The sequence below is a fragment of the Nocardioides mesophilus genome (genome assembly GCF_014395785.1).
In the GTDB taxonomy this organism is placed as follows: domain Bacteria; phylum Actinomycetota; class Actinomycetes; order Propionibacteriales; family Nocardioidaceae; genus Nocardioides_B; species Nocardioides_B mesophilus.
In genome coordinates, this window is the sequence record NZ_CP060713.1 from 3,478,218 (window position 1) to 3,503,990 (window position 25,773).

Below are 25,773 nucleotides of genomic sequence, written 5' to 3' on the forward strand. Positions count from 1 at the left end.
CGCCGCGCCGGGTTCCGTCCCCAGCGCCACACCGTCGGCACCTGTCCACAGCGACGGCCACCGCCACCCGCCGCACCCCCACCCGAGGGCACCCTCGGGTCAGGAGGTGGGCGGATGAGCGAGACGACCGAGCAGGCCCGCGCGGCGCGGGGCAGGAGCCTGGGGGAGTACGGCGAGGCCTGCGCCGCACGGCACCTGGTCGACGGCGGGATGGTGGTCCTCGACCGGAACTGGCGCTGCGACCTCGGCGAGATCGACCTCGTGCTGCGGGACGGCCGCGTGCTCGTGGTCTGCGAGGTGAAGACCCGGACGTCGGCCCGCTTCGGTCATCCCGTGGAGGCGGTCGGCGAGCAGAAGGCGCGGCGGCTCCGCCGGCTCGCGGCCCGCTGGCTGGCCGAGCACCCGCTGCGGCCGGCCGAGGTGCGCCTCGACGTGGTCGGCGTGCTCGTGACCGGCTCCGGCGCCCCCGAGATCGAGCACGTGCAGGGGGTGGGCTGAGGTGAGCTTCGCGACCGCCCGGACGATCACCCTCGACGGCGCCGACGGCCACCTCGTCGACGTCCAGGTCGACCTCGCGCAGGGGGTGGTCAAGACGGCGCTGGTGGGGCGCCCCGACGCCGCGATCACCGAGGCGCGTGACCGCTGCCGGGCCGCGGTCATCAACAGCAGGTTCGAGTGGCCCAGCACCCGCCGGGTGACGATCCTGCTCTCGCCGGCCGACCTGCCCAAGCGGGGCTCGCACTTCGACCTCGCGATCGCCGTCGCGGTGATCGCCGCGCACGAGAAGCGCGCGAAGCTCAAGGCAGCGCTCGAGGGCGTCGTGTTCCTCGCCGAGCTGACCCTCGACGGGCGGCTGCGGGCGGTGCCCGGCGTGCTGCCGATGACGATGGCGGCGCGCTCGCGCGGCATCACCCGGGTGGTGGTGCCCGAGCCCCAGCGCGAGGAGGCCGCGCTGGTCCCGGGGGTGGACGCGGTCGGCGCCCGGTCCCTGGCCCAGGTCGTGGCGCTGCTCTCCGGGGAGCCGCTGCCCACGGCCGCACCGGTGGAGCCGCTGGCGACCAAGAGGCTGCTCAGCTGGCGGGGGGACCGGCGCACCGAGGACCTCGACATGGCCGACGTGCTGGGCATGGCCGACGCCCGCTACGCCCTCGAGGTCGCCGCCGGCGGCGGTCACCACCTGCTCCTCTCCGGGCCCAAGGGAGCCGGGAAGACCACGTTGGCGGAGCGGCTCCCGGGTTTGCTGCCCGACCTGCCCTTGGAGGAGGCGCTCGAGCTGACGGCCGTCTACTCGCTCGCAGGTGGGCTTCCTCCGGGCCAGGCGCTGCTGACGCGGCCGCCGTTCCGCGCCCCGCACCACTCCGCGACTCGTGCCAGCGTGCTCGGCGGCGGCAAGGGGCGGGTCCATCCCGGCGAGATCAGCCGGGCGCACCACGGCGCGCTGTTCCTCGACGAGTTCCCGCTCTTCACCTCCGACATCGTCGAGGGGCTCCGCGAGCCGCTGGAGAGCGGCGAGGTGACGATCGCCCGAGGCGAGGAGGCGGCCACCTTTCCGGCACGGGCGATGGTGGTGCTGGCCTGCAACCCCTGCCCCTGCGGGGACTACCACCCGCAGAACCCGGAGCACCACTGCACGTGCAGCGAGGTGGCCCGGCGGGAGTACCGCCGCAAGCTCACCGGCCCGGTGATCGACCGGATCGACATCACCCGACACATCGAGCCGGTGCGCCCGCACGAGCTGGCGGATCCGTTGGCCAGTCCGGAGCCGTCCGAGGCGATCCGGGCCCGGGTGGCTGCCGCCCGCGCCCGGCAACGCGAGCGGTACGACGGCACGCCCTGGCGGCTGAACGCCGACGTCCCGGGCCCGGCGCTCCGCGCGACCTGGCCGCTGACGAGCCCGGCGGCGGCCCTGCTCGACGCCCAGGTGCGCGACGGCCGGCTGACCAGGCGCGGCGCCACCCGGGTGCACCGTCTGGCCTGGACGGTGAGCGACCTGTCCGCTGCGAGTCGTCCCGACCTCGACGAGGTGGAGACGGCGCTGCGGCTGCGCAGCGGCGCTCCGTTGCTGCTGGCCAGCCTCCCGTCGGGGGCGTCTGCATGAGCGACCGGCTGGCCCGGGTCGCTCTGAGCAGGCTCAGCGAGCCCGGTGACCTGAGGCTGCGGCGGGTGGTCCGCGAGCTGGGGGCGGTCCGGGTCCACGACCTGCTCCGCGAGGAGCACGACGTCCGCGGCGTCTACGCCGACGTGGCCGAGCGGCTGCGGGGGCTCGACCCCGAGCGGGAGCTGGAGCAGGCGGCCGGGCGCGGGATCCGGTTCGTCTGCCCCGGCGACGCCGAGTGGCCGGACCAGCTCGCCGCCCTGGACGCTGCCGGTGACGTGAACGGCCGCGGCGGCGAGCCGCTGGGGCTGTGGGTCCGGGGTCCGCTCGACCTCGCCGCGGTGACCGACCAGGCGCTGGCCGTGGTCGGCTCGCGGTCGGCGACGACGTACGGTGCCGATGTCGCCGGGCAGATCGCCTGCGAGGCGGCCGGCGCCGGCTTCGCCGTGGTCTCCGGGGCGGCCTTCGGCATCGACGTCGCCGCGCACCGGGGGGCACTCGCCGGGCGTGGACCGACCGTCGCGGTGCTCGCCTGCGGGGTCGACCGCGCCTATCCCGCGGCGCACCGCACCGTCCTCGACTACATCGCCGGGACGGGACTCCTGGTCAGCGAGCTCCCTCCGGGCTGCGCCCCGACCAGGCTCCGGTTCCTCAGTCGCAACCGGGTCATCGCGGCGCTGTCCCGGGGGACCGTGGTGGTCGAGGCCGCGGTGCGCAGTGGCGCCCTCAACACCGCCCACTGGGCCAACCGGATGGGACGGATCGTGATGGGGGTCCCTGGGCCGGTGACCAGCGCTCCGTCGGCCGGAGTGCACGACCTGATCCGCCGGGGCGAGGCGCAGCTGGTCACCGGCGGCGCGGACGTGCTCGAGCTGGTCGCCGCGGTGGGCGACCATCTCGCGCCGGTCCCCCGGGGGGAGGAGCGGGTCGACGACCGGCTGTCCCTGGCGGTCCGGCAGGTCCTCGACGCGGTGCCGGTCGCCCGGCCGGCCGGCGAGACCTCGATCGCCCGCACCGCAGGGCTCTCCGTCCATGCGGTCGAGCAGGCGCTGCGCCGGCTGCGCGGTGCCGGTCTCGTCGAGCGGGTCGACCACGGGTGGCGGCGGACCCCCGACACGGTCTCCTCGCCGGAGGCGCCCGCGTCCTGAGCGCGGTCCCGCCCGTCCGCCCCCACGCCCCACCGCGGTCCCGCCCCGCGCCGCCCGCCCCGCCCCACCGCCCGCCGCCCGCCGCGCTGGTCCCGCCGCGACCGCGCCTCGCCTCGCCGCGCCGCCCAGCGCCGCCGCGCCGCGCCTCCTACCGCCGCCGCGCCGCGCCTCCCAGCGCCGCCGAACACCATGGTCCCGTGGTGTTCTGATGCTTCCCATGGCAGACAGCCCATGGGAAGCGTCAAACTCCCTGGGGAAGCCGAGCCGTCGCCGCGCCGGGCCTCCCGCCGCCGCCTCGCCGCCCAGCGCCGCCGCGCCGCGCCGCCGAACACCATGGTCCCGTGGTGTTCTGATGCTTCCCATGGCAGACGGCCCATGGGAAGCGTCAAACTCCCTGGGGAACCCCAGGCGCCGTGCCGGCCCGCCGTTTCCGCGCACAGCCATGCCAGACGCACACCGTCACCAGGGCAGGGCGGCGCGCCCACCGGTGAACCGGCAGCCGCGGTTCTACCCTCGGGGCATGGGTGAGCCCGAGGAGGACGAGCCGCAGGCAGTCGCCGCCGGGCTGCCAGAGGCGATGGCTGCGGTGCTCGCCGACTACGAGCGGCACCTCCTCTCGGAGCGTGACCTGACCGAGCACACGGTGCGGGCCTACCTCGGCGACGTCGCCGCCATGCTGGAGCACGCCCATCGCCTGGGACACCGAGACGTCTGCACGCTGGATCTCCGGACGCTCCGCAGCTGGCTGGCCCAGCAGCAGGTGCTGGGACGCGCCCGCACCACGCTGGCCCGGCGCGCCACAGCGGTGCGGGTGTTCACCTCCTGGGCGCACCGGACCGGGCTGGCCCAGACGGACGCAGGGGCGCTGCTCGGCTCGCCGAAGGCACGGCGCACGCTGCCGGCGGCGCTGCGGGCCGACGAGGCGCGCGCCCTGCTGGAAGCGGCAGCGGTCCACGCCGACGACGGCAGTCCGCTGGGTCTGCGGGACGTTGCGCTGCTCGAGATGCTCTACGCCACCGGGATCCGGGTCGGTGAGCTCTGCGGCCTCGACCTCGACGACGTCGACCGGGAGCGGCGGGTCGTGCGGGTGCTCGGCAAGGGGCGCAAGGAGCGCACCGTGCCGTTCGGGGTGCCGGCGGAGCGGGCGCTCGACGCCTGGGTGCACCGGGGTCGACCCCGGCTGGTGGCGGACGACTCCGGGTCGGCGCTCTTCCTGGGCGCCCGAGGCCGCCGACTCGACCAGCGAGCCGTCCGGACGGTGGTGCACCGACGCCTCGCCGAGGTGCCTGGCGCCCCCGACCTGGGGCCGCACGGGCTGCGCCACACCGCCGCCACGCACCTGTTGGAAGGGGGCGCGGACCTACGCAGCGTGCAGGAGCTGCTCGGTCACGCCTCGCTGGCCACCACGCAGATCTACACGCACGTCACCAACGAGCGGCTGCGGCAGGCCTACCGGCAGGCGCACCCGCGAGCGTGAGCATCGGTTCCCGGACGGAGCTGATCCATGCCGGGCGGCTGGCTGCTCAACCAGACCCGGCACGGACCGCTCTCCGTCCGCGGGGGCGCGGCCGGAAACCACGGCGTCGCACAGGGTCTGGATGCAACGTCTCCATGACATCACAAGAGGCGTCCGCGCGCTTCCACCCGAGCGGGGCGCCGGATGAGGGCTACCCCGGTCGAAGGGATCGAAGACGTCGCCCATCGGGCGGGCAGTTCCGATCGGGGGTGCTGGACCAGCCCGCACCGGCCATTGACCCTCGATCCCGAGCCCGACTTCGATGGAGTCTCCCACCACGAGGAGGCTGCCATGGCCAAGTACCTGCTCAAGGTCTCGTACTCCGCACAGGGACTGAAGGGCGTCATGAAGAGCGGCGGCACCAGCCGGGTCAAGGCGGTGGAGCATGCGCTCGCGGGTGTCGGGGGATCGCTCGAGTCGTTCTACTTCGCGTTCGGCGGTGACGACGTCTACGTGATCGCCGACGTACCCGACCACGCCGCAGCGATGGCGATGGCCGCTGCAGTGGCCAGCTCGGGCGCGATCAGCAGCTACGAGACGGTGGTCCTGCTCTCGCCCTCGGAGGTCGACGACGCCATGAAGGTCGCCGTCGACTACGCCCCGCCTGGTTCCTGACGTCGGCTGGGGCCAGTGGCTGCCGCGGCACCCGGGCCCGCGGTCCCATCGCCGGTGCCCTCGGGCTGCCCGCGCAGCTGCGGGACTTCCGGGGAAGCACCGTCAGCACTCAGAACACGACGGCCGGGGTGAGGCCGGCCGTGCCGGCCCCCGGGAGGTGAGCAAGTAGCCGGACAGGTCCCGCACCGACCAGCACCAGCGGGTTCTCGTAGACCTTGCCGCGCAGGAGTCCCCAGTGCAGGCAGGCGGCGGGGAGGCAGTGCGACCCGAGCATCTGCAGCCGCCCCAGGAGGGAACCCGTCTCGACCACGTCCCCGACGCGGACCGTCGCGGCGACCGGTTGGTACGTCGTGCGGAAGTCACCGTGGTCCACGACGACCACCCCGACCCCGGCGAGAGGACCAGCGAACGTCACGGTCCCGCTCAGAGCGGCGCGGACCGGCTGACCCACGGCGCCGGCCAGGTCGACGCCGCGGTGACCCGACGACCACGGTTGCGCCGGAGGGTCGAACCCCGCCACCACGGCAGGGGCCGGCGACAGCGGCCACGTGCCCGTGGCCGATGCACTGCTCGCGGTTGCGTTGCCGCCCGCCCGAGTCGGGAGCCACGACAGCGGGGAGGGCGACCTCACGGTGTGCTCGACGGCAGACCGGCGCGCGCCCGATCCCGTCCCCGAGCTCACCGTCGCGACGGTGGCTGAACGGGCTGGTCGGGGCTCGAAGGACGCGGCCGGTGCGGCGACGGCCAGCTGCAGGAGCGTTCCGAGCGCCACGGCCGCCCCGAGCAGACGACCTCGCGGGACGGTCCGCCGGAGCGACCTGCCTGGTGCGTCGGGCCGGCGGATGCGCCGGACCCGGCGGCCGGGGCGGGCACTGCGGGCCGGGGCACCACGGGCCGGACGGGCACGGTGGTGCGGGCGGGCGCCGTGGGCCGGGGCACCGGGGGCGGGGCGGGCTCGGGAGACGAGCGGGGTGCTGGAGTGTGGCGCGGTCATCGCTCCACCCTGGCCCTGGGCGCAGGCTGGGCCGGTGACCACGGCTGGCCCGGGGGAGGACCGGCCGGAGCGACGTCCTGGGGACGAAATCCGGCCCGACCCGCGGATTAGCGGCTCCCGGCGGCGTCGGGCTAGAATCACCGCAGCGACCCGTCTGTGCGGGTCGACTTCGCACGCCCGTCTCCGTGTCGGGCCGTCGGAACCGGGTCACCGGTCGAGGCGGACCATCGCGGGTGCCGTCCCTCAGTCTTCCAGGCTCCAGCCCGGGAGTCCGGCCGGCACTGGGCGTCAGGGCAGGCGGCACCCGCTCGCCTGCGACAACTGAGAGAAGACCTGGTCCGGTGCGCCCAGCGGTCACCCGCTGCGCACTGACACCCGGTCACGACTGAAAGAGGGATCGACAGCCATGGCCGTCGTCACCATGCGCCAGCTCCTCGAGAGCGGCGTCCACTTCGGGCACCAGACCCGTCGCTGGAACCCGAAGATGAAGCGCTTCATCATGACCGAGCGCAACGGCATCTACATCATCGACCTGCAGCAGTCGCTGGCCTACATCGACCGCGCCTACGCGTTCGTCAAGGAGACCGTCGGCAAGGGCGGCACCGTGATGTTCGTCGGCACCAAGAAGCAGGCCCAGCAGGCGATCTCCGAGCAGGCCACCCGCGTCGGGATGCCCTACGTGAACCAGCGCTGGCTCGGCGGCATGCTCACCAACTTCCAGACGGTGCACCAGCGGATCAACCGCCTCAAGGAGCTCGACGAGATCGACTTCGACGACGTGGCCGGCAGCGGCCGCACGAAGAAGGAGCTCCTGGGCATGAAGCGGGAGCGTGACAAGCTCGACAAGACCCTGGGTGGCATCCGCGAGATGACCCGGACCCCGTCCGCGGTCTGGATCGTCGACACCAACAAGGAGCACCTGGCCGTCGAGGAGGCGCGCAAGCTGCGCATCCCGATCATCGGCATCCTGGACTCCAACTGCGACCCCGACCAGGTCGACTTCCCGATCCCGGGCAACGACGACGCGATCCGCGCCGTCAGCCTGCTGACCCGCGTGGTCGCCGACGCCGTCGCCGACGGCCTGATGTCGCGTTCGGGCGCCAAGGCCGAGGGCGCTGCTGCCGAGGCCGAGCCGCTCGCCGAGTGGGAGCGTGAGCTCCTGCAGGGCGACGCCGACCAGGCCGCCGTCGCCGCCACCGGTGGCACCACCGAGGCCACCGCCGCGGACGCCGGCACCGCGACCGAGACTCCGGCCAGCGAGGCCACCGGCGCCTCCTCCGAGGCTGCGGACGTTCCCGCCGCAGAGGCTGTGGCGGCCCCCGAGGCCCCCGCGGCCGAGACCGCTGTCGCCGAGGCGCCCGCGGCCGACGCCGCCGCGGCCGAGACCGCTGCGGCCGAGGCCCCCGCGGCCGACGCTGCCGCGGAGCAGGACGGCGCGGAGACCAGCCAGGCCTGACCCGACCGTCGAGGACACGGGTGCGCGGCTCTCCAGGAGCCGCGCACCCGTGTCCACGGTCAGCGCTGCCGCGCACCAGCCCGGAACGACCCACCACCAGCACGAGGGAGTGCACAGACATGGCGAACATCACCGCCGCTGACGTCAAGAAGCTCCGCGACCTCACCAGCGCGGGAATGATGGACAGCAAGAAGGCGCTCGAGGAGGCCGACGGCGACTTCGAGAAGGCCGTCGAGATCCTGCGCATCAAGGGGGGCCAGAAGGCCGCCAAGCGCGGTGCCGAGCGCACCGCCTCCGCCGGTCTCGTCGCCACCTCCGGCGAGGCGCTGGTCGAGCTCAACTGCGAGACCGACTTCGTCGCCAAGAGCGACGAGTTCATCGCCGTGGCGCAGCAGATCGCCGACGCCGCCGCGGAGGCCAAGCCGGCCGACCTCGAGGCGCTCAAGAGCGTCCCGCTCGGCGGCTCCACCGTCGGCGGGACCGTCGAGGGCCTCGCGGTCAAGATCGGCGAGAAGATCGAGCTCGGCCGCGTTGCCGTGTTCGACGGCCCGGTGGCGACGTACATGCACCGTCGCGCCTCGGACCTTCCGCCCGCTGTGGGCGTTCTGGTCGAGTACGACGGTCCGGACGAGGACGCCGCCCGCGGCGCCGCGATGCAGATCGCGGCCATGCGCCCGGAGTACGTCTCCCGCGACGAGGTCCCCGCCGACGTGGTGGCCAAGGAGCGCGAGATCGCCGAGGCGACCGCCCGCGAGGAGGGCAAGCCCGAGCAGGCGCTGCCGAAGATCATCGACGGTCGCGTCAACGGCTTCTACAAGCAGGTCGCGCTGCTCGACCAGCCCTCGGTCCAGGACTCGAAGAAGACGGTCAAGGCCGTGCTCGACGAGGCCGGCGTCACGGTCAAGCGCTTCGCGCGCTTCGAGGTCGGCGCCTGACGGGTTAGGGTTCTCGACAACGAGACGACACGAGGAGGCCGGTTCCGTGGAAGGCAACACACCCACGCAGGACCGGCCTTCTCCGCTGTCCGGCCGTCTCGCCTCCACCCCGAAGGGATCTCCCGTGAGCGCCTACCGACGAGTCCTGCTCAAGCTGTCCGGCGAGGTGTTCGGTGGAGGCCGCGTCGGCCTCGACGTCGGCGTGGTCCGCAGCATCGCCAAGGAGATCGCCGCGGTGGTCAACGGCGGCACCGAGGTGGCCATCGTCGTCGGTGGCGGCAACTTCTTCCGCGGCGCCGAGCTCCAGCAGAATGGTCTGGACCGTTCCCGCGCCGACTACATGGGCATGCTCGGCACGGTCATGAACTGCCTGGCGCTGCAGGACTTCCTGGAGCAGGAGGGCGTCGAGACCCGGGTGCAGACCGCGATCACGATGGGCCAGGTCGCCGAGCCCTACATCCCCCGCCGCGCCATCCGGCACCTGGAGAAGGGCCGGGTCGTGATCTTCGGCGCCGGTGCCGGGATGCCGTACTTCTCCACCGACACGGTCGCCGCGCAGCGGGCGCTGGAGATCCACGCCCAGGTGATCCTCATGGGCAAGCAGGGGGTCGACGGGGTCTACGACGCCGACCCGAACAAGACCCCCGACGCGGTCAAGTTCGACCACCTGACCTACGACGAGTTCCTCACCCGCGGCCTCCAGGTCGCCGACGCCACCTCGGTGAGCCTCTGCCGCGACAACGACATCGACATGATCGTGTTCAACCTCTCCGAGGAGGGGAACATCGCCCGCGTCGTCGCGGGTGAGAAGATCGGTACGACGGTCGCGCGGAACGCCTGAGCGCGGCCGCCACGACGACGTACGCCGGGGCCGCGCGGTCCCGGGGCCACCCCTGCCCGACCACAGCACCAGCAGAACCGACGAGGAGCAGCCGTGATCAGTGACACCCTCAACGAGGCCGACGCCAAGATGAAGAAGGCCGTCGAGGTCACCCGTGAGGACTTCGCGGCGATCCGCACCGGGCGGGCGAACCCGTCGATGTTCCACAAGCTCACCGCCGACTACTACGGCACCCCGACCCCGCTGCAGCAGCTGGCCTCCTTCACCGTCCCGGAGGCGCGCGTCATCATCGTCGCGCCCTACGACATGAGCGCGATGTCGGCCATCGAGCGCGCGATCCGCGACTCCGACCTCGGCGTGAACCCCACCGACGACGGCAAGACGATCCGGGTGGTGCTCCCCGAGCTCACCGAGGAGCGGCGCAAGGACTACATCAAGATGGCCCGCGTCAAGGCCGAGGACGGCAAGATCTCGGTGCGCAACGTCCGTCGCCACGCGAAGCAGAGCCTCGAGAAGCTCGAGAAGGACGGCGAGGTCGGCAAGGACGACGTCACCGGCGCCGAGAAGCGGCTCGACGGGATGACCAAGAAGCACACCGACGAGATCGACGAGATGCTCAAGCACAAGGAAGCCGAGCTGCTCGAGGTCTGAGCACCTCGTCCGCCTGCCATGACCTCCCCCGACCAGCCGGCCACCCCGGCGCCGCCGATGCAGTCCGTGCCCACGCCGAGCCGGGCCGGGCGCAACCTGCCCGCCGCGATCGCCTCCGGCGTGGTCCTCGGGGCGGCGATCATCGTCTCGCTGCTGTTCTGGAAGGCAGCGTTCATGGTGATCGTGGTCGCCGCCGTCCTGGTGGCGATCTGGGAGCTCGGGCAGGCGTTCGCCACCGGTGACATCCGGCTGACCCGCGAGCCGCTCTGGGTCGGCGGTGCGGTGATGGTGCTCACCGCCTACGTCTTCGGAGCGCCGTCGCTGGTCACCGCGACCGCGGTGACGGTGCTGGCCTGCATGCTCTGGCGGCTGCGCGGCGGCATCTACGGTTACGTCCGCGACGTCACCGCGACGGCGTTCACCGCCTTCTACGTGCCGTTCCTCGGTGGCTTCGTGGCGCTGATGCTGGCCGAGCCGCTCGGCGAGCGCGCGGTGATCACGTTCATCGTCGTGACCATCGCCTCCGACATCGGCGGGTACGCCGTCGGCGTGGTCGCCGGCAAGCACCCGATGGCTCCGGTGATCTCGCCGAAGAAGTCCTGGGAGGGCTTCGCCGGCTCGGCGGTCTCCTGCGTGGTCGCCGGCTGGCTGCTGGTGGTCTTCCTGCTCGAGGGCGACTGGTGGGTCGGCGCGCTGCTCGGGCTGATCGCCGTCGTCACGGCCACGCTGGGCGACCTCTGCGAGTCGGTGATCAAGCGCGACCTCGGCATCAAGGACATGTCCCAGATCGTGCCCGGGCACGGCGGACTGATGGACCGGCTGGACTCGTTGCTGGCCACGGCGGCGCCGACCTGGCTGCTGCTGCACTACCTCGTGTTCTGATGCCACGACTGCACCTGGTGCGCCACGGCCGCTCCGCCGCCGACCCGGCGACCGCGCCGGACACCTGGGGGCTGGACCCTGCCGGTCGGGGAGACCTCGACGCGCTCCGGGACGGCTCCGCGCTGCCGCGAGGGGCGGTTTGGTTCAGCAGCCCGGAGGCGAAGGCGCTCGAGACCGCCTGCTGGCTCACCGACACTCCGGTGACAGTGGTCCCCGAGCTGGCCGAGCACCGTCGCGGGGTGCACTGGTTCGCCGACCAGGCCGACTTCCGGGCCGCGGTACGACGTGCCTTCGCACGTCCCGAGGAGCGGGCGGTCCCGCAGTGGGAGCCGCTGAGCGCGGCGCGGGACCGGCTGGTCCCGGCCGTCCGCACGCTGCTCGCGGCGCACCCGGACGACGACGTGGTCCTGGTCGGGCACGGCACCGCCTGGACCCTGCTGGTCTCCGAGCTGACCGGTCGGCCGCCGGACCTCGAGGCCTGGGCGGCGCTGCGGATGCCGGACGTGTGGGAGGTGCCGCGCCCGGCGGCGCCGCCGGACCGGCCGGCGTCCTACGGCACCGCCTGAGCCCTCGGGCACGGCCGGCGCCGTCGGTCCCGGCCGTCGCGCGACGGTGCGCGGAGGCGACGATTGGGGCCGACCGGGGGGCGGGTGGGAGGATGGGCGGGTCATGAATGAGCCCCCTGCCCAGCCCAGCACCCCCGAACCGACGGTCGAGGCCCCCGAGCCGACCGGTCGGGGCACCCTTCCCCTCGTCTTCGACGAGCCGCGCGGCCGCCGCAAGCCGCCGCGGCACCTCGCCGACCTCACGGCCGCCGAGCGCAAGGAGCTCGTGGCCGGCCTCGGCCTGCCGGGCTTCCGGGCCAAGCAGCTCTCCACCCACTACTTCTCCCGGCTGGTCGACGACCCCGCGCTGATGACCGACCTGCCGGCCGCCGAGCGCGAGCAGCTGGTCGCCGGGCTGCTCCCGGAGCTGATGACCTCGCTGCGCACCCTCGAGGCGGACAAGGGCACCACCCGCAAGACCTTGTGGCGGCTCTTCGACGGCGCCCTGGTCGAGTCGGTGCTGATGCGCTACCCGGACCGGGTGACGATGTGTGTCTCGTCCCAGGCGGGCTGCGGGATGGCCTGCCCGTTCTGCGCGACGGGGCAGGGCGGCCTGCAGCGCAACATGTCCACTGCCGAGATCGTCGAGCAGGTGGTCGCCGGGGCCCGGTCGCTGGCCCGCGGCGAGGTGCCCGGTGGCCCCGGGCGGGTCTCCAACGTGGTGTTCATGGGCATGGGGGAGCCGATGGCCAACTACAAGGCGGTCATGGGAGCCATCCGGCGGATGACGGACCCTGCCCCCGACGGCCTGGGCATGTCCGCGCGGGGCATCACGCTGTCGACCGTCGGACTGGTGCCGCGGATCGAGCAGCTGGCGACCGAAGGCATCCCGGTCACCCTGGCGCTGTCGCTGCACGCCCCCGACGACGAGCTCCGCAACGAGCTCGTGCCGATCAACACCCGCTGGTCGGTGCACGAGGCGGTGGCGGCGGCGTGGAACTACGCCCGCGTGAGCAAGCGCCGCGTCTCGATCGAGTACGCCATGATGCGCGACATCAACGACCAGGGCTGGCGGGCCGACCTGCTCGGCGACGTGCTGACGTCGTACGGCGACTGGGGCTGGGTGCACGTCAACCTGATTCCGCTGAACCCGACGCCGGGGTCGAAGTGGACCGCGTCGCGCCGCGAGGACGAGCGCGAGTTCGTCCGCCGGCTGGAGGCCAAGGGCGTGCCCACCACCGTCCGCGACACCCGCGGCAGCGAGATCGACGGTGCCTGCGGCCAGCTCGCCGCCACGGACGCCTGAGGGCGGCCGGTGACCGGGAGCCGCCGGTACTACGACGCCGAAGCCGCGGACTACGACGAGTCCCGCGGAGGCCGGGCGAGGGCCCGCGCCGCCGCGGCGGCCGTCGTGGAGCTGGTGCCTCCGGGCGGGACGCTCCTCGACGTGGCCGGCGGCACGGGCATCGTCTCCAGCGAGCTCAGCGACCTGGGCTGGTCCGTGCTGGTGCTCGACGGCTCGCACGGCATGTTGCGGGTCGCGGCCGACCGGCTCCCGGGCCGGCAGCTGCAGGCCGTCGCGGACCGGATGCCGGTCCGGGACGGGTCCGTCGACGTGGTCACGGTGGTGTGGCTGCTGCACCTGCTCGACGTGCCCACCGCGGACCGGGTCCTGGCCGAGGCGGCACGGGTGCTCCGGCCCGGTGGTCACCTGGTCACGACGGTGGACAAGAGCCTCGCCCACGGCAGGGTGCCGAAACGACCCTCCGACAACCGCGAGCGCGTGGACCTCGTCGCCCGTCGCCTCGGTCTCGGCCTGGTCGGCGGTACGTCGTTCTCCGGGCGCAGCGACTGGGGGTCGGCCACGTCCGGGGACCCGGTCTTCCCGGTGGTCGGCTACCGCAAGCTCAGCACGGCCGGCCCGATCGGCCCGGTCGGCAAGGCGACCGCCTGAGGTCGGACCCGCGGCGGCGTGGCGAGCCGGCGACGGACCTCCGCACCGGCGCTCGGACATGCACTCGCGCCGGTCCTGCGGGCGTCCTGCGCCTGCGTCGCGCCCCGGCCGCTTCGGTGTGCATGTCGGAGCGCAGGCGCCGCCGGGACTCCGCCCGCGCCGGCCTCCGACCGGCGCCCGGAGTCAGCGCGACGTGAGGTGCGGCAGCACGTCCTCGGTGGAGTCGACGAGGTGCACCCGGTCGGCCATCTGACGCCCGGCGGCCAGCGCCTCGAGCAGCGGCCAGGCCGGCAGCACCCGGGTCCAGTGGTCGACGCCCACCAGCACCATCGAGGCCACCGTGTCCGGCGTGGAGTAGTAGTTCTCGCAGGCGTCCTGGAAGACCTCCTGGACGGTGCCGGCGCGCCCCGGGAGGAAGACGATGCCGGTGTCGCAGAGGTGCAGCAGGATGTCCTCGCGGATCGCGTTCTTGAAGTACTTCGCGATGCGGGTGGCGAAGGCGTTGGGCGGCTCGTGCCCGTAGAACCAGGTGGGGATGCCCAGCGAGTCACCGCCGGCCGGCCAGCGCCGGAGCACCTCGAACGACGCGCGGGCCCACGCCGACACCGAGGGGCTGAAGGCCGGCACCGCGGCCAGGACCTCGACGGCGTCGTCGAGGGCGGCGTCGTCGTAGGGCGCGAGGTAGGCGCCCAGGTTGGCTGCCTCCATCGCCCCGGGTCCGCCGCCGGTGGCCACGAAGAGCCCGGCCCGGGCGAGCGTCCGTCCCAGGCGCGCGGCGTCGAGGTAGGCCCGGGTATCGCGCTCCAGCTCGTGTCCCCCCATCACCCCGACCAGCCGCAGGTCCGCGACCGTCTCGGACAGGGCGTCGTCGATGGCATGGTCGTGCAGTGCCCGGGCGAGGTCGTGGGCCAGGTCGCGGGACCCGCGGGACCAGGCGTAGGCCCGGGCGTCCGGCGTCGCGTCGTAGGAGGTCTCCAGGCCTTGGTAGAGCTCTGCGGGCGTGTAGAGGTGGGCCCGATAGGGGTTCACCGGCACGTCGGGCACCTGCGGGAAGATCAGGGCGCCCCGCTCGCGCAGGTCGCTCTCGGCGTCGCTCTCCAGGTCGCAGCCGAGGAGCACCGAGCCGTCGGCGTCGAGCTTGCCGAGCGCCTCGGAGCGGTCCCGGAGGTCGACGTCTTGCAGCCGCCAGCCGGCCATCGACGTCGCCCCGGCCGCCACCAGCGCGTCGAACTGCTCGAGGCTCTCCACCTCGGTGATCCCTCGTTGCCGGTTCCCCACGGCGTCGAACCTAGTCGACCTCAGAACGCGGAGGCGACCAGCTCACCGAAGAGGGCGTGCTCGTCGGCCACCGCGGGGTCGAGCCCCCGGGCACGGAACCATCCGCACACGTTGGTGCAGTCGCGCATCAAGAAGTCCGTGCCGGTCGGGTTCGCCACCACGTCGACCGCCTGCGGCAGGTCGATGATCACCAGCCGCTCGCCGGCGGCGAGGACGTTGTACGGCGACAGGTCGCCATGGGCGACGCCGTGCCGGGCGAGGATGATCATGGCCTCCCGCAGCTGCTCGAAGTAGGACCGCAGCAGCTCCGGGTCCGGTCGCGTCTGGGCCAGCCGGGGCGCCGCCTCCCCGTCGACGGTGACGAGCTCCATGAGGATCTCGGTGCCGTCGATCTGCACCGGGTAGGGGACCGGGACGCCGGCGGACCAGAACCGTGTCAACGCCTCCCACTCCGCCCAGGCCCACTGACCGGCCGCGACGGCACGACCGTGGGCGGTCTTCTTGGCCAGGGCCCGGGCGTCGCGGCTGTTCCGGGTCCGGCGGCCCTCGGTGTAGGCGGTGCTGCGGTGGAACGAACGGTGCTGCTCGTCGCGGTAGCGCTTGGCGGCGAGCACCACGCTCTGGTCGGGGTCGTCCGGGACGGCGCGCTCGAGCAGGAAGACGTCGGCCTCCTTGCCGGTCTTGAGCACGCCGAGCTCGGTGTCGAGCGCGGCCTGGGAGGTGACCACCCAGTCCGGACGGGGCTCGGGGCCGCGCGAGAGCGGCTCCACGCTGAGCCAGGTCGACCAGCGCTGACCCTCGTCGGGGTCGTCGGCGGTGCGGAAATCGAAGACGAAGAACGGGTCGAGATCGGAACCGGCGGGGCCGAACTCAGGTGAGGCGGTGTCGGAAGACAACGGAGGAGCTCCTGGAGTGAGAGGGGGAGAGGGCTGCAGACAGGCAGACAACGTCGACGCGCATGCTCATCTCCTCTCACTCGGCCCGCTGGGCGCGGGACCGCGACGCTCCGTCGCGGTGGCTGGACCCAGGATGGAGGAGCCGACCGGTCGGCCGCAACGCATTTTCCGGCCCGACCCCCTCGGTAGACTCCTCCCACCTGCCTCGGGCAGCGCGGCGATGCCGCGCGACCCGGGCCGGAGCAGAGGAGAGGGGACCCCGTGGACCACCGGACCGCGCACACCAGGAGCATCGAGGACCCGGACGGCTTCTGGGGCGAGCAGGCAAGCCTCGTCGACTGGATCCGCAGACCCACGCAGATCCTCGACCGGTCGAACCCGCCGTTCTACCGGTGGTTCCCCGACGGCACCCTCAACACCTGCTACAACGCTCTCGACCGGCACGTGGTCGCCGGACACGCGGAGCGGCCCGCGCTGGTCCACGACAGCCCGGTCACCGGCACCGTCCGCAGCTACTCCTACGCCGAGCTGCTCGAGCAGGTGGCTGCCTTCGCCGGAGCGCTGCGCACCTTCGGCGTCGACAAGGGCGACCGGGTGGTCATCTCGATGCCGATGATCCCCGAGGCGGTGATCGCCATGCTGGCCTGCGCCCGGCTCGGGGCGGTGCACTCCGTGGTCTTCGGCGGCTTCGCTCCCCACGAGCTGGCGATCCGCATCGACGACGCCCGGCCCAAGGTCGTGGTCAGCGCCTCCTGCGGGATCGAGCCGACCCGGATCGTGGAGTACAAACCGATGCTGGACCGGGCCCTCGAGCTCGCGGAGCACCAGCCGGACGTCTGCGTGATCAAGCAACGTCCCGAGCACCTGGCCACGATGGTCGAGCCCCGCGACGTCGAGTGGGACGTGGCGATGCGCGCAGGGCGCAGTTCGCCGGCCGAGTGCGTCGAGGTGGCGGCCACCGACCCGCTCTACATCCTCTACACCTCGGGAACCACCGGGAAGCCCAAGGGGATCGTGCGGGACAACGGCGGCCATGCCGTCGCGATGGCCTGGTCGCTGCCGAACGTGTACGACGTCCACGCCGGCCAGGTCTGGTGGGCCGCCTCCGACGTCGGCTGGGTGGTGGGCCACTCCTACATCGTCTACGCGCCGCTGATCTGCGGGGCGACCACGGTGCTCTACGAGGGCAAGCCGGTCGGCACCCCCGACGCCGGCGCCTTCTGGCGGGTCATCGCCGAGCACGGGGTGGAGGCGCTGTTCACCGCACCGACCGCGATCCGGGCGATCAAGAAGGAGGACCCGGACGCGAGCCTGCTCGCCGGCCACGACCTCTCCCGGTTCCGCACCCTGTTCCTCGCCGGGGAACGGCTCGACCCGGACACCTACGAATGGGCCAAGGACCGGCTCGGCGTCCCGGTCGTCGACAACTGGTGGCAGACCGAGACCGGCTGGCCGATCGCCTCGAACCTGCGCGGTCTGGACCCGATGCCGATCAAGCCCGGCTCCCCGAGCGTCCCGGTGCCCGGCTACGCCGTGGAGGTGCTCGACGAGCTCGGCCGTCCGGCACCGCCCGGCACCGAGGGCGCGATCTGCCTGCGGCTGCCGTTGCCGCCGGGCACGCTGCCCACGCTGTGGCAGGACGACGACAGGTACGTCGCGTCCTACCTCTCGGTCTTCGACGGGTACTACCTCTCCGGCGACGGCGGCTACTTCGACGAGGACGGCTACCTCTACGTCATGGGCCGCACCGACGACGTCATCAACGTCGCCGGGCACCGGTTGTCGACCGGTGCCATGGAGGCGGTGATCGCCACCCACCCGGCTGTGGCGGAGTGCGCGGTGATCGGGGTGGCCGACTCGCTCAAGGGCCAGCTGCCGCGCGGACTCGTGGTGCTCAAGACCGGCGTGGACACCGACCCCGAACAGATCGGCCGCGAGCTGGTGGCGCTGGTGCGTGACCAGATCGGCGCCGTGGCCGCGCTGCGTGAGATCACCGTGGTGCCCGGCCTGCCCAAGACCCGCTCCGGGAAGATCCTGCGCAAGACGATGCGCGAGATCGCCGACGGCGGTGAGCCTGCTGTCCCGTCGACGATCGAGGACGCCGGTGTGCTCGACGCGCTGCGTCCGGCGCTGCGCGGCACCGGCGTCTGAGCAGCGCCGGGGGACGCCTCAGCCGCGCCCGGTCGTCGGGCGGCGGATGCGGTTCGGCCGGGGGATCTCGGTGCGGAGCCGCTGCCGCGGGACCCCGGAGCGGAGCAGGTGGTGGGCGGCGGCCAGCTCGACCGGCTGGGACCACAGGTAGCCCTGTCCCATCGTGCAGGCGGCGCCCTGCAGCCAGGCCGCCTGCTCGGGCAGCTCGACGCCTTCGGCGACCGTCGTCAGCCGCATGGTGCGGCCCATCGCGATGATCGCCTCGGTCACGGACGCCCCGTGGCTTCCCGAGCACACCTCGTCGACGAAGGACTTGTCCACCTTCAAGATGTCCACGGGCAGCCGGGAGAGGTAGGACAGCGAGCTGTAGCCGGTGCCGAAGTCGTCGATGGCCACGTGCACGCCGATGGAGCGCAGGGCGGCCAGCCTCTCGATCGCCCCGGCCATGTCGTCGAGCAGCATGCTCTCGGTGATCTCCAGGGTGAGCTGCTGCGGCTCCAGCCCGGCGTCCTCGAGCGCGTCGATCACCAGGTCCACGAAGTCGTTCTGGACGACCTGCTGGGCGGCGATGTTCACCGCGATCGTCGGGTGCTGGACCGGGGTCTGCATCGTGACGGCGGCATGACAGGCCTCGCGCAGCACCCATTCGCCGAGCGGGACGATCAGCCCGCTCTGCTCGGCGATGGGGATGAACGTCGCGGGCGGGAGCAGTCCCCGCAGCGGGTGCTGCCAGCGCACCAGCGCCTCGAAGCCGGTGATGGTCTCAGTGGCGAGGTTGACGGTGGGCTGGTAGTGCAGCACGAACTGCTGCTCCCGGATCGCCACCTGCAGCTCGCCGCGGATCGCCATCTTCTCCAGGGCGAGGGCGTGCAGGCCGGACTCGTAGACCGCGACCGTGCTCTTGCCGCGGTCCTTGGCCCAGTACATCGCCACGTCGGCGTTGCGGAGCACCTCGTCGCCGGTGCTGGTGCCGGGAGCAGCCTCTGCGATGCCGATGCTCGCGCGCAGCGACAGCGACGCGCCTTCGACGAGGAACGGCTCGGAGAGCAGCTCCTGGACCCGCCGGGCGACCTTCTCGGCCTGCGCCGCGTCGCTGCCCTCGAGGAGCACCGCGAACTCGTCGCCGCCCAGCCGGGCAGCGGTGTCGCCGGGTCGCAGCGCCCGCAGCAGCCGGACCCCCACCTCCACCAGCAGCTGGTCGCCGGCGCTGTGGCCCCGGCTGTCGTTGAGGTGCTTGAAGTCGTCGAGGTCGCAGACGAGCACGCTGAGCGGCTCCGCGCGGCGCACCTGCCGGGCCAGGGCGTGCCCGAGCCGGTCGGTGAGAAGCTGACGGTTGGCCAGCCCGGTCAGCTGGTCGTGGAACGCCTGCTGGGCGAGCTGCTCCTGCAGCGACTGCCGGTCGGTCACGTCGCGGAGGGTGAGGACCCAGCCCCGGACGGACGGATCATCGGCGAGGTTGGTCAGCGAGCCCTCGAGCACGAGCGTCCGCCCGTCGGCGTGCCCGAGCCGGACCTGGAGGTCGTGGTCGCCCTCGCGCTGCGTGACCAGGTGCCGCGCGAGCGTCGCCGCGTCCTCCGAGGGCAGCATGTCGACGAGGCGACGGCCCAGCAGGCGTTCGGGCTCCCAGCCCAGGACGGTGGCCGAGGAGGGGCTGGCGAACGAGACGCTGGAGTCGTGGTCCAGCACCAGGATCAGGTCGGCGCTGTTCCTCACCAGCGAGAGCAGCCGCTGCTCGGAGTCGTCGAGCGCCTGCTTGTGGGTGAGGGCCCGCTCCATCACCCGGTGCCGGCGTACCAGCCGGCGGAACCAGACGAACCAGCCGAGGCAGACGATGATCAGCAGGGCTGCCAGCACGCCGGCTGCGACGAGGTCGGTGCGGGCCTGGTCGGCCGCGATGTCCTCGCCGATCCGGTTGGTCTCCGCGCGCAGGTCCTCTAGTGCCACGGTGTCGGAGGTGTCGGAGATCCACGTGTTGTAGAGCTCGGTCATCCGCACCGCGGGCCCGTCGGCGATGCCCGAGTCGACGAGGTTCTGCACCGCGCGCCCGGAGGAGGAGGCGACCTGCGGCTCCGGCTGCGACCCGAGGGTGGACAAGATGCCGGAGACGCGGGCGTACGCCGCGTGCTGGCGGGCCACGTCGTCGTCGAGGTGGTAGACGTACACGAGCAGCGCGAACTGGGTCAGCACGACGAGCAGGGTCGTGAGGACGGCGCTGCGAGCTCGCGTCCGCGCAGGCGCAACCTCGTCCATCACCACCCCTGTCAGAACCCCCGTCTGCCACACAGACGAGACGAAGGTAACGGCTTTATGCCATATATCGGCCTAACTCCGGTTTCGACACACCAGGTTTGACCTTGCGCCCGAGGTGTCGGCTCGCGGGGGTTGCTCCCGGCACGCCGCCGGGCTCAGTGGCCGCCGGTCAGGGGTGCCATGGCGCGCGCGATCCGGCTCGGGCGGCCCGTGAGCCGTTCCTCGACGTCGGCGAAGGTCATCGCCCGCAGTCCGGCGTTGACGCCGAGCCAGCGCAACGGTTCCGGCTCCCAGCGGCGCGAGCGGTGGTCGACCCAGGGCAGCCGGGTGAGCTCGGTGTCGTCTCCGAGCACCAGGTCGCGCAGGGTGCGCCCGGCCAGGTTCGTGGTGGACACGCCGTCGCCGACGTACCCGCCGGCCCAGGCGATCCCGCTGCGACGGTCGAGCCCCACCGAGGCGCACCAGTCCCGGGGGATGCCGAGGACGCCGCCCCACGCGTGGGTGAACTCGGCGCCGGCGAGCGCGGGCAGCATCTCGACCGCGGTCCGCCGCAGCCGGGCGAAGACGGCGGAGTCGCGGTCGTACCCGCGAGGGATCCGCGATCCGAAGCGGTACGGCGCCCCGCGGCCGCCGAACACCAGCCGGCCGTCCGCGGTCCGCTGGCCGTAGACGATCAGGTTCCGGTGGTCGGAGAAGGTCTCGCGCTCGCGCAGCCCGATCCGCTCCCACACCTCGTCCGGGAGCGGTGCGGTGGCGACGACGAGGGAGGAGACAGGCACGACGTCGCGACGCAGCCCGTCGAGGTCGGGGGTGTAGCCCTCGGTGGCGCGCACCACGATCTGCGCGCGCACCGTTCCCCGGTGGGTGCGCACCGATCCGGGGGAGACCGCGAGCGCCCGGGTCTGCTCGTACACGGTGCCGCCGAGGCGCTCGACGACCCGTGCCAGCCCTCGCACCAGGCGCGCGGGATGCACCGCGGCGCAGTCGGGGGTGTAGGTGCCGCCGAGGGTCCCCGCGGCGTCCAGGCGGCGCCGCGCCGCGGCCTCGTCCAGCAGCACCAGGTCGTCCTCGCCGCGCCCCCAGGTCCGGGCGGCGGCGACCTCGGCGCGGGCGCTCGCCAGCTGGGCCGGGGAGCGTGCCACCACGACGGTGCCGCCCTTGTGGGCCGCGGCGTCGATCCGCTCCACGGCGGCGACGCGGAGCACCTCGTCGACGGTGGCCCGCATCGCGCGGTGCTGGGCGAGGGCAGCCTCCCGGCCTGAGCCGGGGAGGCGCGAGAGCGAGGAGAGCGAGGAGGGGAACAGCGCCGAGCACCACCCGCCGTTGCGGCCGGAGGCGCCGAACCCGGCCGTCTCGGCCTCGAGCAGCACCACGCGCAGGGTCGGGTCGGCGCGCAGCAGGTAGTAGGCGGTCCAGAGGCCGGTGAGACCCGCGCCGACCACGGCCACGTCCGCGCTGGTGTCGCCGGGCAGCGGCGCGCGCGCCGTCCAGTCCTCCCCGGCGCTCTCGTGCCACAGCGAGAGCCCGGCGTAGCCGGCGTCGCTCAGCGCACACCCCAGGAGTAGGTCTGCTTGCGGAGCTCGAGATACATGAACGTCTCGGTGGAGACGACGTTCTCCAGGGTGCGGATCTTGGAGGAGAGCACGTGCAGCAGCGCCTCGTCGCTCTCGCAGACCACCTCGACGAGCAGGTCGTAGGCGCCGGCGGTGATCACCACGTAGTCGACCTCGGCGATCTGGGCGAGGGCGTCGGCGACCGGCTCGAGCTCACCGCGGACCTTGATCCCGATCATGGCCTGCCGGGCGAAGCCGAGCTCGAGGGGGTCGGTGACGGCGACCACCTGCATCACACCGCTGTCGATGAGCCGTTGCACCCGTTGCCGCACGGCGGCCTCGGAGAGTCCGACCACCTTGCCGATGGCGGCGTACGAGCGCCGGCCGTCCTGCTGCAGCTCCTCGATGATCGCCTTGGAGACCTCGTCGAGGACCGCGGGACTGCCCGCGGCGCCGTTTCGTCCATTGCGGGTGCTCACGGAAGGGATCCTGTCAGCGGGGGCCGCGCGCGTCAAAGGTTTCGGGCCGACAAACTGATGGATTTCGTTGCCTCGAGGTTACGTATCGACCGAATCCCTTGTCGGGACCGGCACCCTCTGCCAAGATCCTCAGCAGAGCGTGACCATGCGTGGTACGGCCCCAGAGAGGAACTGCTCGGATGTCGCAGACCGATGCCCACCTTCGCGAGCTCCTGCGCGCGACCACCGGCCGGGGCGTCAGTCGCCGCGGCTTCCTGCGCGGTGCCGGCCTCGCCGGTCTCGCCGTGGGAGCACCCAACCTGCTCGCCGCCTGCGGCACCCAGGGCGCCAAGCAGGCTGCCGGCGAGTGCGTCAGCAAGGACCTGTCGGCCACGGAGAAGAAGATGAAGTTCTCCAACTGGCCGCTCTACATCGACGAGAAGCGGGTCAAGCAGGGTGGCAGCAAGGTCACCGTCTACCCGACGTTGCAGAAGTTCGAGGACCAGACCGGGATCACGGTCGACTACGTCACCGACATCAACGACAACAACGAGTTCTTCGGCATCGTGCGCAACCAGCTCGCCGACTGCCAGAGCACCGGGCGTGACATGTTCGCCCTCACCGACTACATGGCCGCCCGGATGATCGACCTCGGCTGGATCCAGGAGCTCGACAAGGCGAACATGCCCAACGTCGAGGCGAACCTCTCCGAGAGCCTGCGGAGCCCGTCGTGGGACCCCGAGCGGAAGTACTCCGCCCCGTGGCAGAGCGGCCTGACCGGGATCGCCTACAACGCCGACCTGACCGGCGAGGTGAAGAGCTTCGACGAGCTGCTCACCCGCAGCGACCTCAAGGGCAAGGTCAGCCTGCTCTCGGAGATGCACGACACGATGCTCTTCATGCTGCTGCTCGAGGGGGCGGACCCCGCCGACTTCACCGCCGACGAGTACGCCGCGGCGATCGAGCGGCTCGACAAGTCCGTGCAGGCCGGTCAGATCCGTGCCTTCACCGGCAACGAGTACGCCCAGGACCTGTCCAAGGGCAACATCGTGGCCTGCGAGGCGTGGTCCGGCGACATCATCCAGCTTCAGTTCGACAACCCGAACATCAAGTTCATCGCTCCCGAGGAAGGCCTCGCGATCTGGAGCGACAACATGATCGTGCCGAACAAGGCCACCCACAAGGCGAACGCCGAGAAGTGGATGGACTTCTACTACCAGCCGGAGATCGCCGCCGAGCTGGCCGCCTGGGTGAACTACATCTGTCCCGTCGACGGAGCCAAGCAGGCGATGGAGAAGATCGACCCGAGCCTGGTCGACAACGAGCTGATCTTCCCCGGGCAGGACCTGCTGGCGAAGACCTACTCGATGATGGGTCTGGACAGCAAGACCGAGCAGGACTACCAGCAGCAGTTCGCAGCCGTGACCGGAGCATGAGCATGAGCACGTCCTCGCACGACACCCCGGGCACCGAGGCGGGAGCCGATCTCAGCCTCCGCGCCCTGACCAAGAAGTTCGGCGCCTTCACGGCGGTGGACGAGCTCGACCTCGAGGTCGGCAGCGGGCGCTTCTTCGCCCTGCTCGGCCCGTCGGGGTGCGGCAAGACGACCACGCTGCGCATGGTGGCCGGTCTCGAGGAGCCCACCAGCGGCCGGATCGTGCTCGGCGGCGACGACATCGGCCGCCTCAAGCCTTACAAGCGACCGGTCAACACGGTGTTCCAGAACTACGCGCTGTTCCCGCACCTCGACATCACCGAGAACGTCGCGTTCGGCCTGCGCCGCCGCGGCGTCAAGGACGTCAAGAACCAGGTCCAGGAGATGCTCGACCTGGTCGAGCTGGGGGCGTACGGCGGCCGCCGACCCGCGCAGCTCTCCGGCGGCCAGCAGCAGCGGGTCGCGCTGGCCCGGGCCCTGATCAACAAGCCGCGGGTGCTGCTGCTCGACGAGCCGCTCGGGGCGCTGGACCTGAAGCTGCGCCGGCAGATGCAGATCGAGCTCAAGCGGATCCAGACCGAGGTCGGGATCACCTTCATCCACGTCACCCACGACCAGGAGGAGGCCATGACGATGGCCGACACCATCGCGGTGATGAACAAGGGTGTGATCGAGCAGATGGGCGCTCCGGCCGACCTCTACGACAACCCGGCGACCACATTCGTCTCCAACTTCCTCGGCCAGTCCAACCTGGTGAGCGCGGAGGTGGCCGGGCGGCGCGCCGAGGAGATCGTGGTCGACGTCAACGGCAGCAAGGTCGGCGCGCCGGCGAGCCGGGCGCGACGCACCGAGGGGACCGTCTGGGTCGGGGTCCGCCCCGAGAAGGTGTTCCTCGCCGCGGCCGGGGAGGAGACCGCCGACGGCACCAACACCCTGCCCGGCGGCGTGGTCAGCGACGTCAGCTTCATCGGCGTCAGCACGCAGTACCTCGTCGAGATGCCGTGGAAGCAGGAGCTGACGGTCTTCGAGCAGAACACCGGCGCCCGCGACGGGTTCCGGCCCGGCGACCGGGTCGACCTGCACTGGGCCACCGCCCACACGTTCCTGCTCGACGCCGACCAGGACGCCCACGCCGGCGACGAGAGCTATGCGGCGCTGGCGGGAGCCGCGTCGTGAGCGTCGCGCAGCTCAGCCACGTCGTCGAGGGCCACGCCCCCGAGCCGCCCCGCAAGAGGCGCGGCCGAGCCACCGGCTACCTCCTGCTGCTGCCCGGCCTGCTGTGGCTGGTGATCTTCTTCGTGCTGCCGACGATCCAGCTGGTCGCCACCTCGCTCTACGACCCGAGCGGCTCCCTGGACACCGGCTACGCGATGACCTGGTCGGTCAGCAACTACTTCGACGTGCTCTCGACGTACCAGGAGCAGTTCCTGCGCTCCCTGCTCTACGCCTCGATCGCGACCGCACTCTCGCTGCTGCTCGGCTACCCGCTCGCCTACGCCATCGCGTTCAAGGCCGGCAGGTGGAAGAACCTGATGCTGGTGCTGGTGATCGCGCCGTTCTTCACGAGCTTCCTGGTGCGGACGCTCGCCTGGAAGTCGATCCTGGCCGACAACGGCTTCCTGGTGGACACGCTGAAGACGCTGCACCTGCTGGCCCCGGACGGCCGGCTGCTGGCGACGTCGCTGGCGGTGGTGACCGGCCTGACCTACAACTTCCTGCCGTTCATGGTGCTGCCGCTCTACGCGAGCCTGGAGAAGATCGACCCCCGGCTCGTCGAGGCCGGCAAGGACCTCTACGCCAGCCCGGCGACGTCGTTCTTCAAGATCACGCTGCCGCTCTCGATGCCCGGCGTGGTGGCGGGCACCCTGCTGACGTTCATCCCGGCGGCCGGTGACTACATCAACTCCGAGCTGCTCGGGACGCCGGCCCAGCGGATGATCGGCAACGTCATCGACAGTGCGTTCCTCGTCCAGCTCGACTACCCCTCCGCCGCGGCGAGCTCGGTGGTGCTGATGGTCGCGATCACGGTGCTGGTGCTGTTCTACGTGCGACGAGCCGGGACGGAGGAGCTCTTGTGAGCGACGGAGCCGAGCGAGGGACGAGCGAGCGACCGAGCGAAC

Annotated in this window: 23 protein-coding genes; 17 read left to right on the forward strand and 6 right to left on the reverse strand. The window is 72.3% G+C overall.

Annotated elements, in window-relative coordinates:
- Positions 1–114 precede the first annotated feature (114 nt).
- The 5 genes from H9L09_RS16765 to H9L09_RS16785 all read left to right on the forward strand — a co-directional run bounded on the left by H9L09_RS16765 (position 115) and on the right by H9L09_RS16785 (position 5,374).
- Entirely contained in the window at positions 115–498 is a 384-nt protein-coding gene (locus H9L09_RS16765) for a YraN family protein (RefSeq protein WP_187577979.1), read from the forward strand.
- A 1-nt stretch (position 499) separates the two neighbouring features.
- Positions 500–2,098, forward strand: coding sequence for a YifB family Mg chelatase-like AAA ATPase (locus H9L09_RS16770; RefSeq protein WP_187577980.1), 1,599 nt, complete (start codon positions 500–502; stop codon positions 2,096–2,098).
- Positions 2,095–3,243: a DNA-processing protein DprA gene (gene dprA, locus H9L09_RS16775; protein WP_187577981.1), complete on the forward strand. Its 1,149-nt coding sequence runs from the start codon at positions 2,095–2,097 to the stop codon at positions 3,241–3,243. The genes H9L09_RS16770 and dprA overlap by 4 nt, the downstream gene beginning before the upstream one ends.
- Before the next feature lie 520 nt (positions 3,244–3,763).
- Positions 3,764–4,720 (forward strand): tyrosine recombinase XerC, encoded by a 957-nt coding sequence (locus H9L09_RS16780; RefSeq protein ID WP_187577982.1) that lies wholly within the window; start codon positions 3,764–3,766, stop codon positions 4,718–4,720.
- Positions 4,721–5,050: 330 nt separating this feature from the next.
- Positions 5,051–5,374 carry a GYD domain-containing protein gene (locus H9L09_RS16785; protein WP_187577983.1) on the forward strand — a complete coding sequence of 108 codons (324 nt, stop codon included), beginning with the start codon at positions 5,051–5,053 and terminating at the stop codon, positions 5,372–5,374.
- Between the two features lie 109 nt (positions 5,375–5,483).
- Here the strand turns inward: H9L09_RS16785 and H9L09_RS22270 are convergent, their stop codons facing one another.
- Positions 5,484–6,368, reverse strand: coding sequence for a M23 family metallopeptidase (locus H9L09_RS22270; RefSeq protein ID WP_246456076.1), 885 nt, complete (start codon positions 6,366–6,368; stop codon positions 5,484–5,486).
- Between the two features lie 406 nt (positions 6,369–6,774).
- On the opposite strand from H9L09_RS22270, the gene rpsB reads away from it, so the two are divergent.
- The 8 genes from rpsB (at position 6,775) to H9L09_RS16830 (ending at position 13,632) form a co-directional block, all read left to right on the forward strand.
- Positions 6,775–7,824, forward strand: a complete 1,050-nt coding sequence (rpsB, locus tag H9L09_RS16795) for a 30S ribosomal protein S2 (RefSeq protein WP_187577984.1) — start codon at positions 6,775–6,777, stop codon at positions 7,822–7,824.
- Between the two features lie 119 nt (positions 7,825–7,943).
- Positions 7,944–8,759, forward strand: coding sequence for a translation elongation factor Ts (gene tsf / locus H9L09_RS16800; protein ID WP_187577985.1), 816 nt, complete (start codon positions 7,944–7,946; stop codon positions 8,757–8,759).
- A 124-nt stretch (positions 8,760–8,883) separates the two neighbouring features.
- Positions 8,884–9,600: a UMP kinase gene (gene pyrH, locus H9L09_RS16805; protein WP_187577986.1), complete on the forward strand. Its 717-nt coding sequence runs from the start codon at positions 8,884–8,886 to the stop codon at positions 9,598–9,600.
- Between the two features lie 96 nt (positions 9,601–9,696).
- Positions 9,697–10,251: a ribosome recycling factor gene (gene frr / locus H9L09_RS16810; protein ID WP_223164380.1), complete on the forward strand. Its 555-nt coding sequence runs from the start codon at positions 9,697–9,699 to the stop codon at positions 10,249–10,251.
- A gap of 18 nt (positions 10,252–10,269) precedes the next feature.
- Positions 10,270–11,133: a phosphatidate cytidylyltransferase gene (locus H9L09_RS16815; protein ID WP_187577988.1), complete on the forward strand. Its 864-nt coding sequence runs from the start codon at positions 10,270–10,272 to the stop codon at positions 11,131–11,133.
- Positions 11,133–11,699 carry a histidine phosphatase family protein gene (locus H9L09_RS16820; protein WP_187577989.1) on the forward strand — a complete coding sequence of 189 codons (567 nt, stop codon included), beginning with the start codon at positions 11,133–11,135 and terminating at the stop codon, positions 11,697–11,699. The genes H9L09_RS16815 and H9L09_RS16820 overlap by 1 nt, the downstream gene beginning before the upstream one ends.
- A 103-nt stretch (positions 11,700–11,802) precedes the next feature.
- Positions 11,803–12,984, forward strand: a complete 1,182-nt coding sequence (gene rlmN / locus H9L09_RS16825) for a dual-specificity RNA methyltransferase RlmN (RefSeq protein WP_187577990.1) — start codon at positions 11,803–11,805, stop codon at positions 12,982–12,984.
- A 9-nt stretch (positions 12,985–12,993) separates the two neighbouring features.
- Positions 12,994–13,632, forward strand: a complete 639-nt coding sequence (locus H9L09_RS16830; protein WP_187577991.1) for a class I SAM-dependent methyltransferase — start codon at positions 12,994–12,996, stop codon at positions 13,630–13,632.
- Between the two features lie 183 nt (positions 13,633–13,815).
- Here H9L09_RS16830 and H9L09_RS16835 read toward each other — a convergent pair whose 3' ends face one another.
- Together H9L09_RS16835 and H9L09_RS16840 are read right to left on the reverse strand one after the other, a co-directional pair.
- Positions 13,816–14,910, reverse strand: coding sequence for an LOG family protein (locus H9L09_RS16835; protein WP_246456077.1), 1,095 nt, complete (start codon positions 14,908–14,910; stop codon positions 13,816–13,818).
- Positions 14,911–14,930: 20 nt separating this feature from the next.
- A complete protein-coding gene (locus H9L09_RS16840) occupies positions 14,931–15,806 on the reverse strand; it encodes a serine protein kinase RIO (RefSeq protein ID WP_187577992.1) in 876 nt (291 codons plus the stop codon).
- A gap of 261 nt (positions 15,807–16,067) precedes the next feature.
- Here H9L09_RS16840 and H9L09_RS16845 point away from each other — a divergent pair, with 261 nt between their 5' ends.
- The gene (locus H9L09_RS16845; protein WP_187577993.1) at positions 16,068–17,957 is read left to right on the forward strand and encodes a propionyl-CoA synthetase; all 1,890 of its coding nucleotides are present in this window, start codon (positions 16,068–16,070) and stop codon (positions 17,955–17,957) included.
- An 18-nt stretch (positions 17,958–17,975) separates the two neighbouring features.
- On the opposite strand, the gene H9L09_RS16850 is transcribed toward H9L09_RS16845, so the two are convergent.
- From H9L09_RS16850 to H9L09_RS16860, 3 genes are all read right to left on the reverse strand, one after another.
- Positions 17,976–20,207 carry a putative bifunctional diguanylate cyclase/phosphodiesterase gene (locus H9L09_RS16850; protein WP_187577994.1) on the reverse strand — a complete coding sequence of 744 codons (2,232 nt, stop codon included), beginning with the start codon at positions 20,205–20,207 and terminating at the stop codon, positions 17,976–17,978.
- Positions 20,208–20,362: 155 nt separating this feature from the next.
- Complete coding sequence (locus H9L09_RS16855; RefSeq protein WP_246456078.1) at positions 20,363–21,655, reverse strand: NAD(P)/FAD-dependent oxidoreductase; 1,293 nt, start codon at positions 21,653–21,655, stop codon at positions 20,363–20,365.
- 95 nt (positions 21,656–21,750) lie between these two features.
- A complete protein-coding gene (locus H9L09_RS16860; RefSeq protein WP_223164095.1) occupies positions 21,751–22,239 on the reverse strand; it encodes an Lrp/AsnC family transcriptional regulator in 489 nt (162 codons plus the stop codon).
- Positions 22,240–22,418: 179 nt separating this feature from the next.
- Between H9L09_RS16860 and H9L09_RS16865 the strand changes: the two genes are divergently transcribed.
- The 3 genes from H9L09_RS16865 to H9L09_RS16875 are packed head-to-tail and all read left to right on the forward strand — an operon-like array spanning position 22,419 to position 25,731.
- Positions 22,419–23,654, forward strand: coding sequence for a polyamine ABC transporter substrate-binding protein (locus H9L09_RS16865; RefSeq protein WP_187577995.1), 1,236 nt, complete (start codon positions 22,419–22,421; stop codon positions 23,652–23,654).
- A 2-nt stretch (positions 23,655–23,656) separates the two neighbouring features.
- Entirely contained in the window at positions 23,657–24,829 is a 1,173-nt protein-coding gene (locus tag H9L09_RS16870; RefSeq protein ID WP_223164096.1) for an ABC transporter ATP-binding protein, read from the forward strand.
- Positions 24,826–25,731: an ABC transporter permease gene (locus H9L09_RS16875; RefSeq protein ID WP_187577997.1), complete on the forward strand. Its 906-nt coding sequence runs from the start codon at positions 24,826–24,828 to the stop codon at positions 25,729–25,731. Before H9L09_RS16870 ends, H9L09_RS16875 begins: the two co-directional genes overlap by 4 nt.
- Positions 25,732–25,773: the final 42 nt, after the last annotated feature.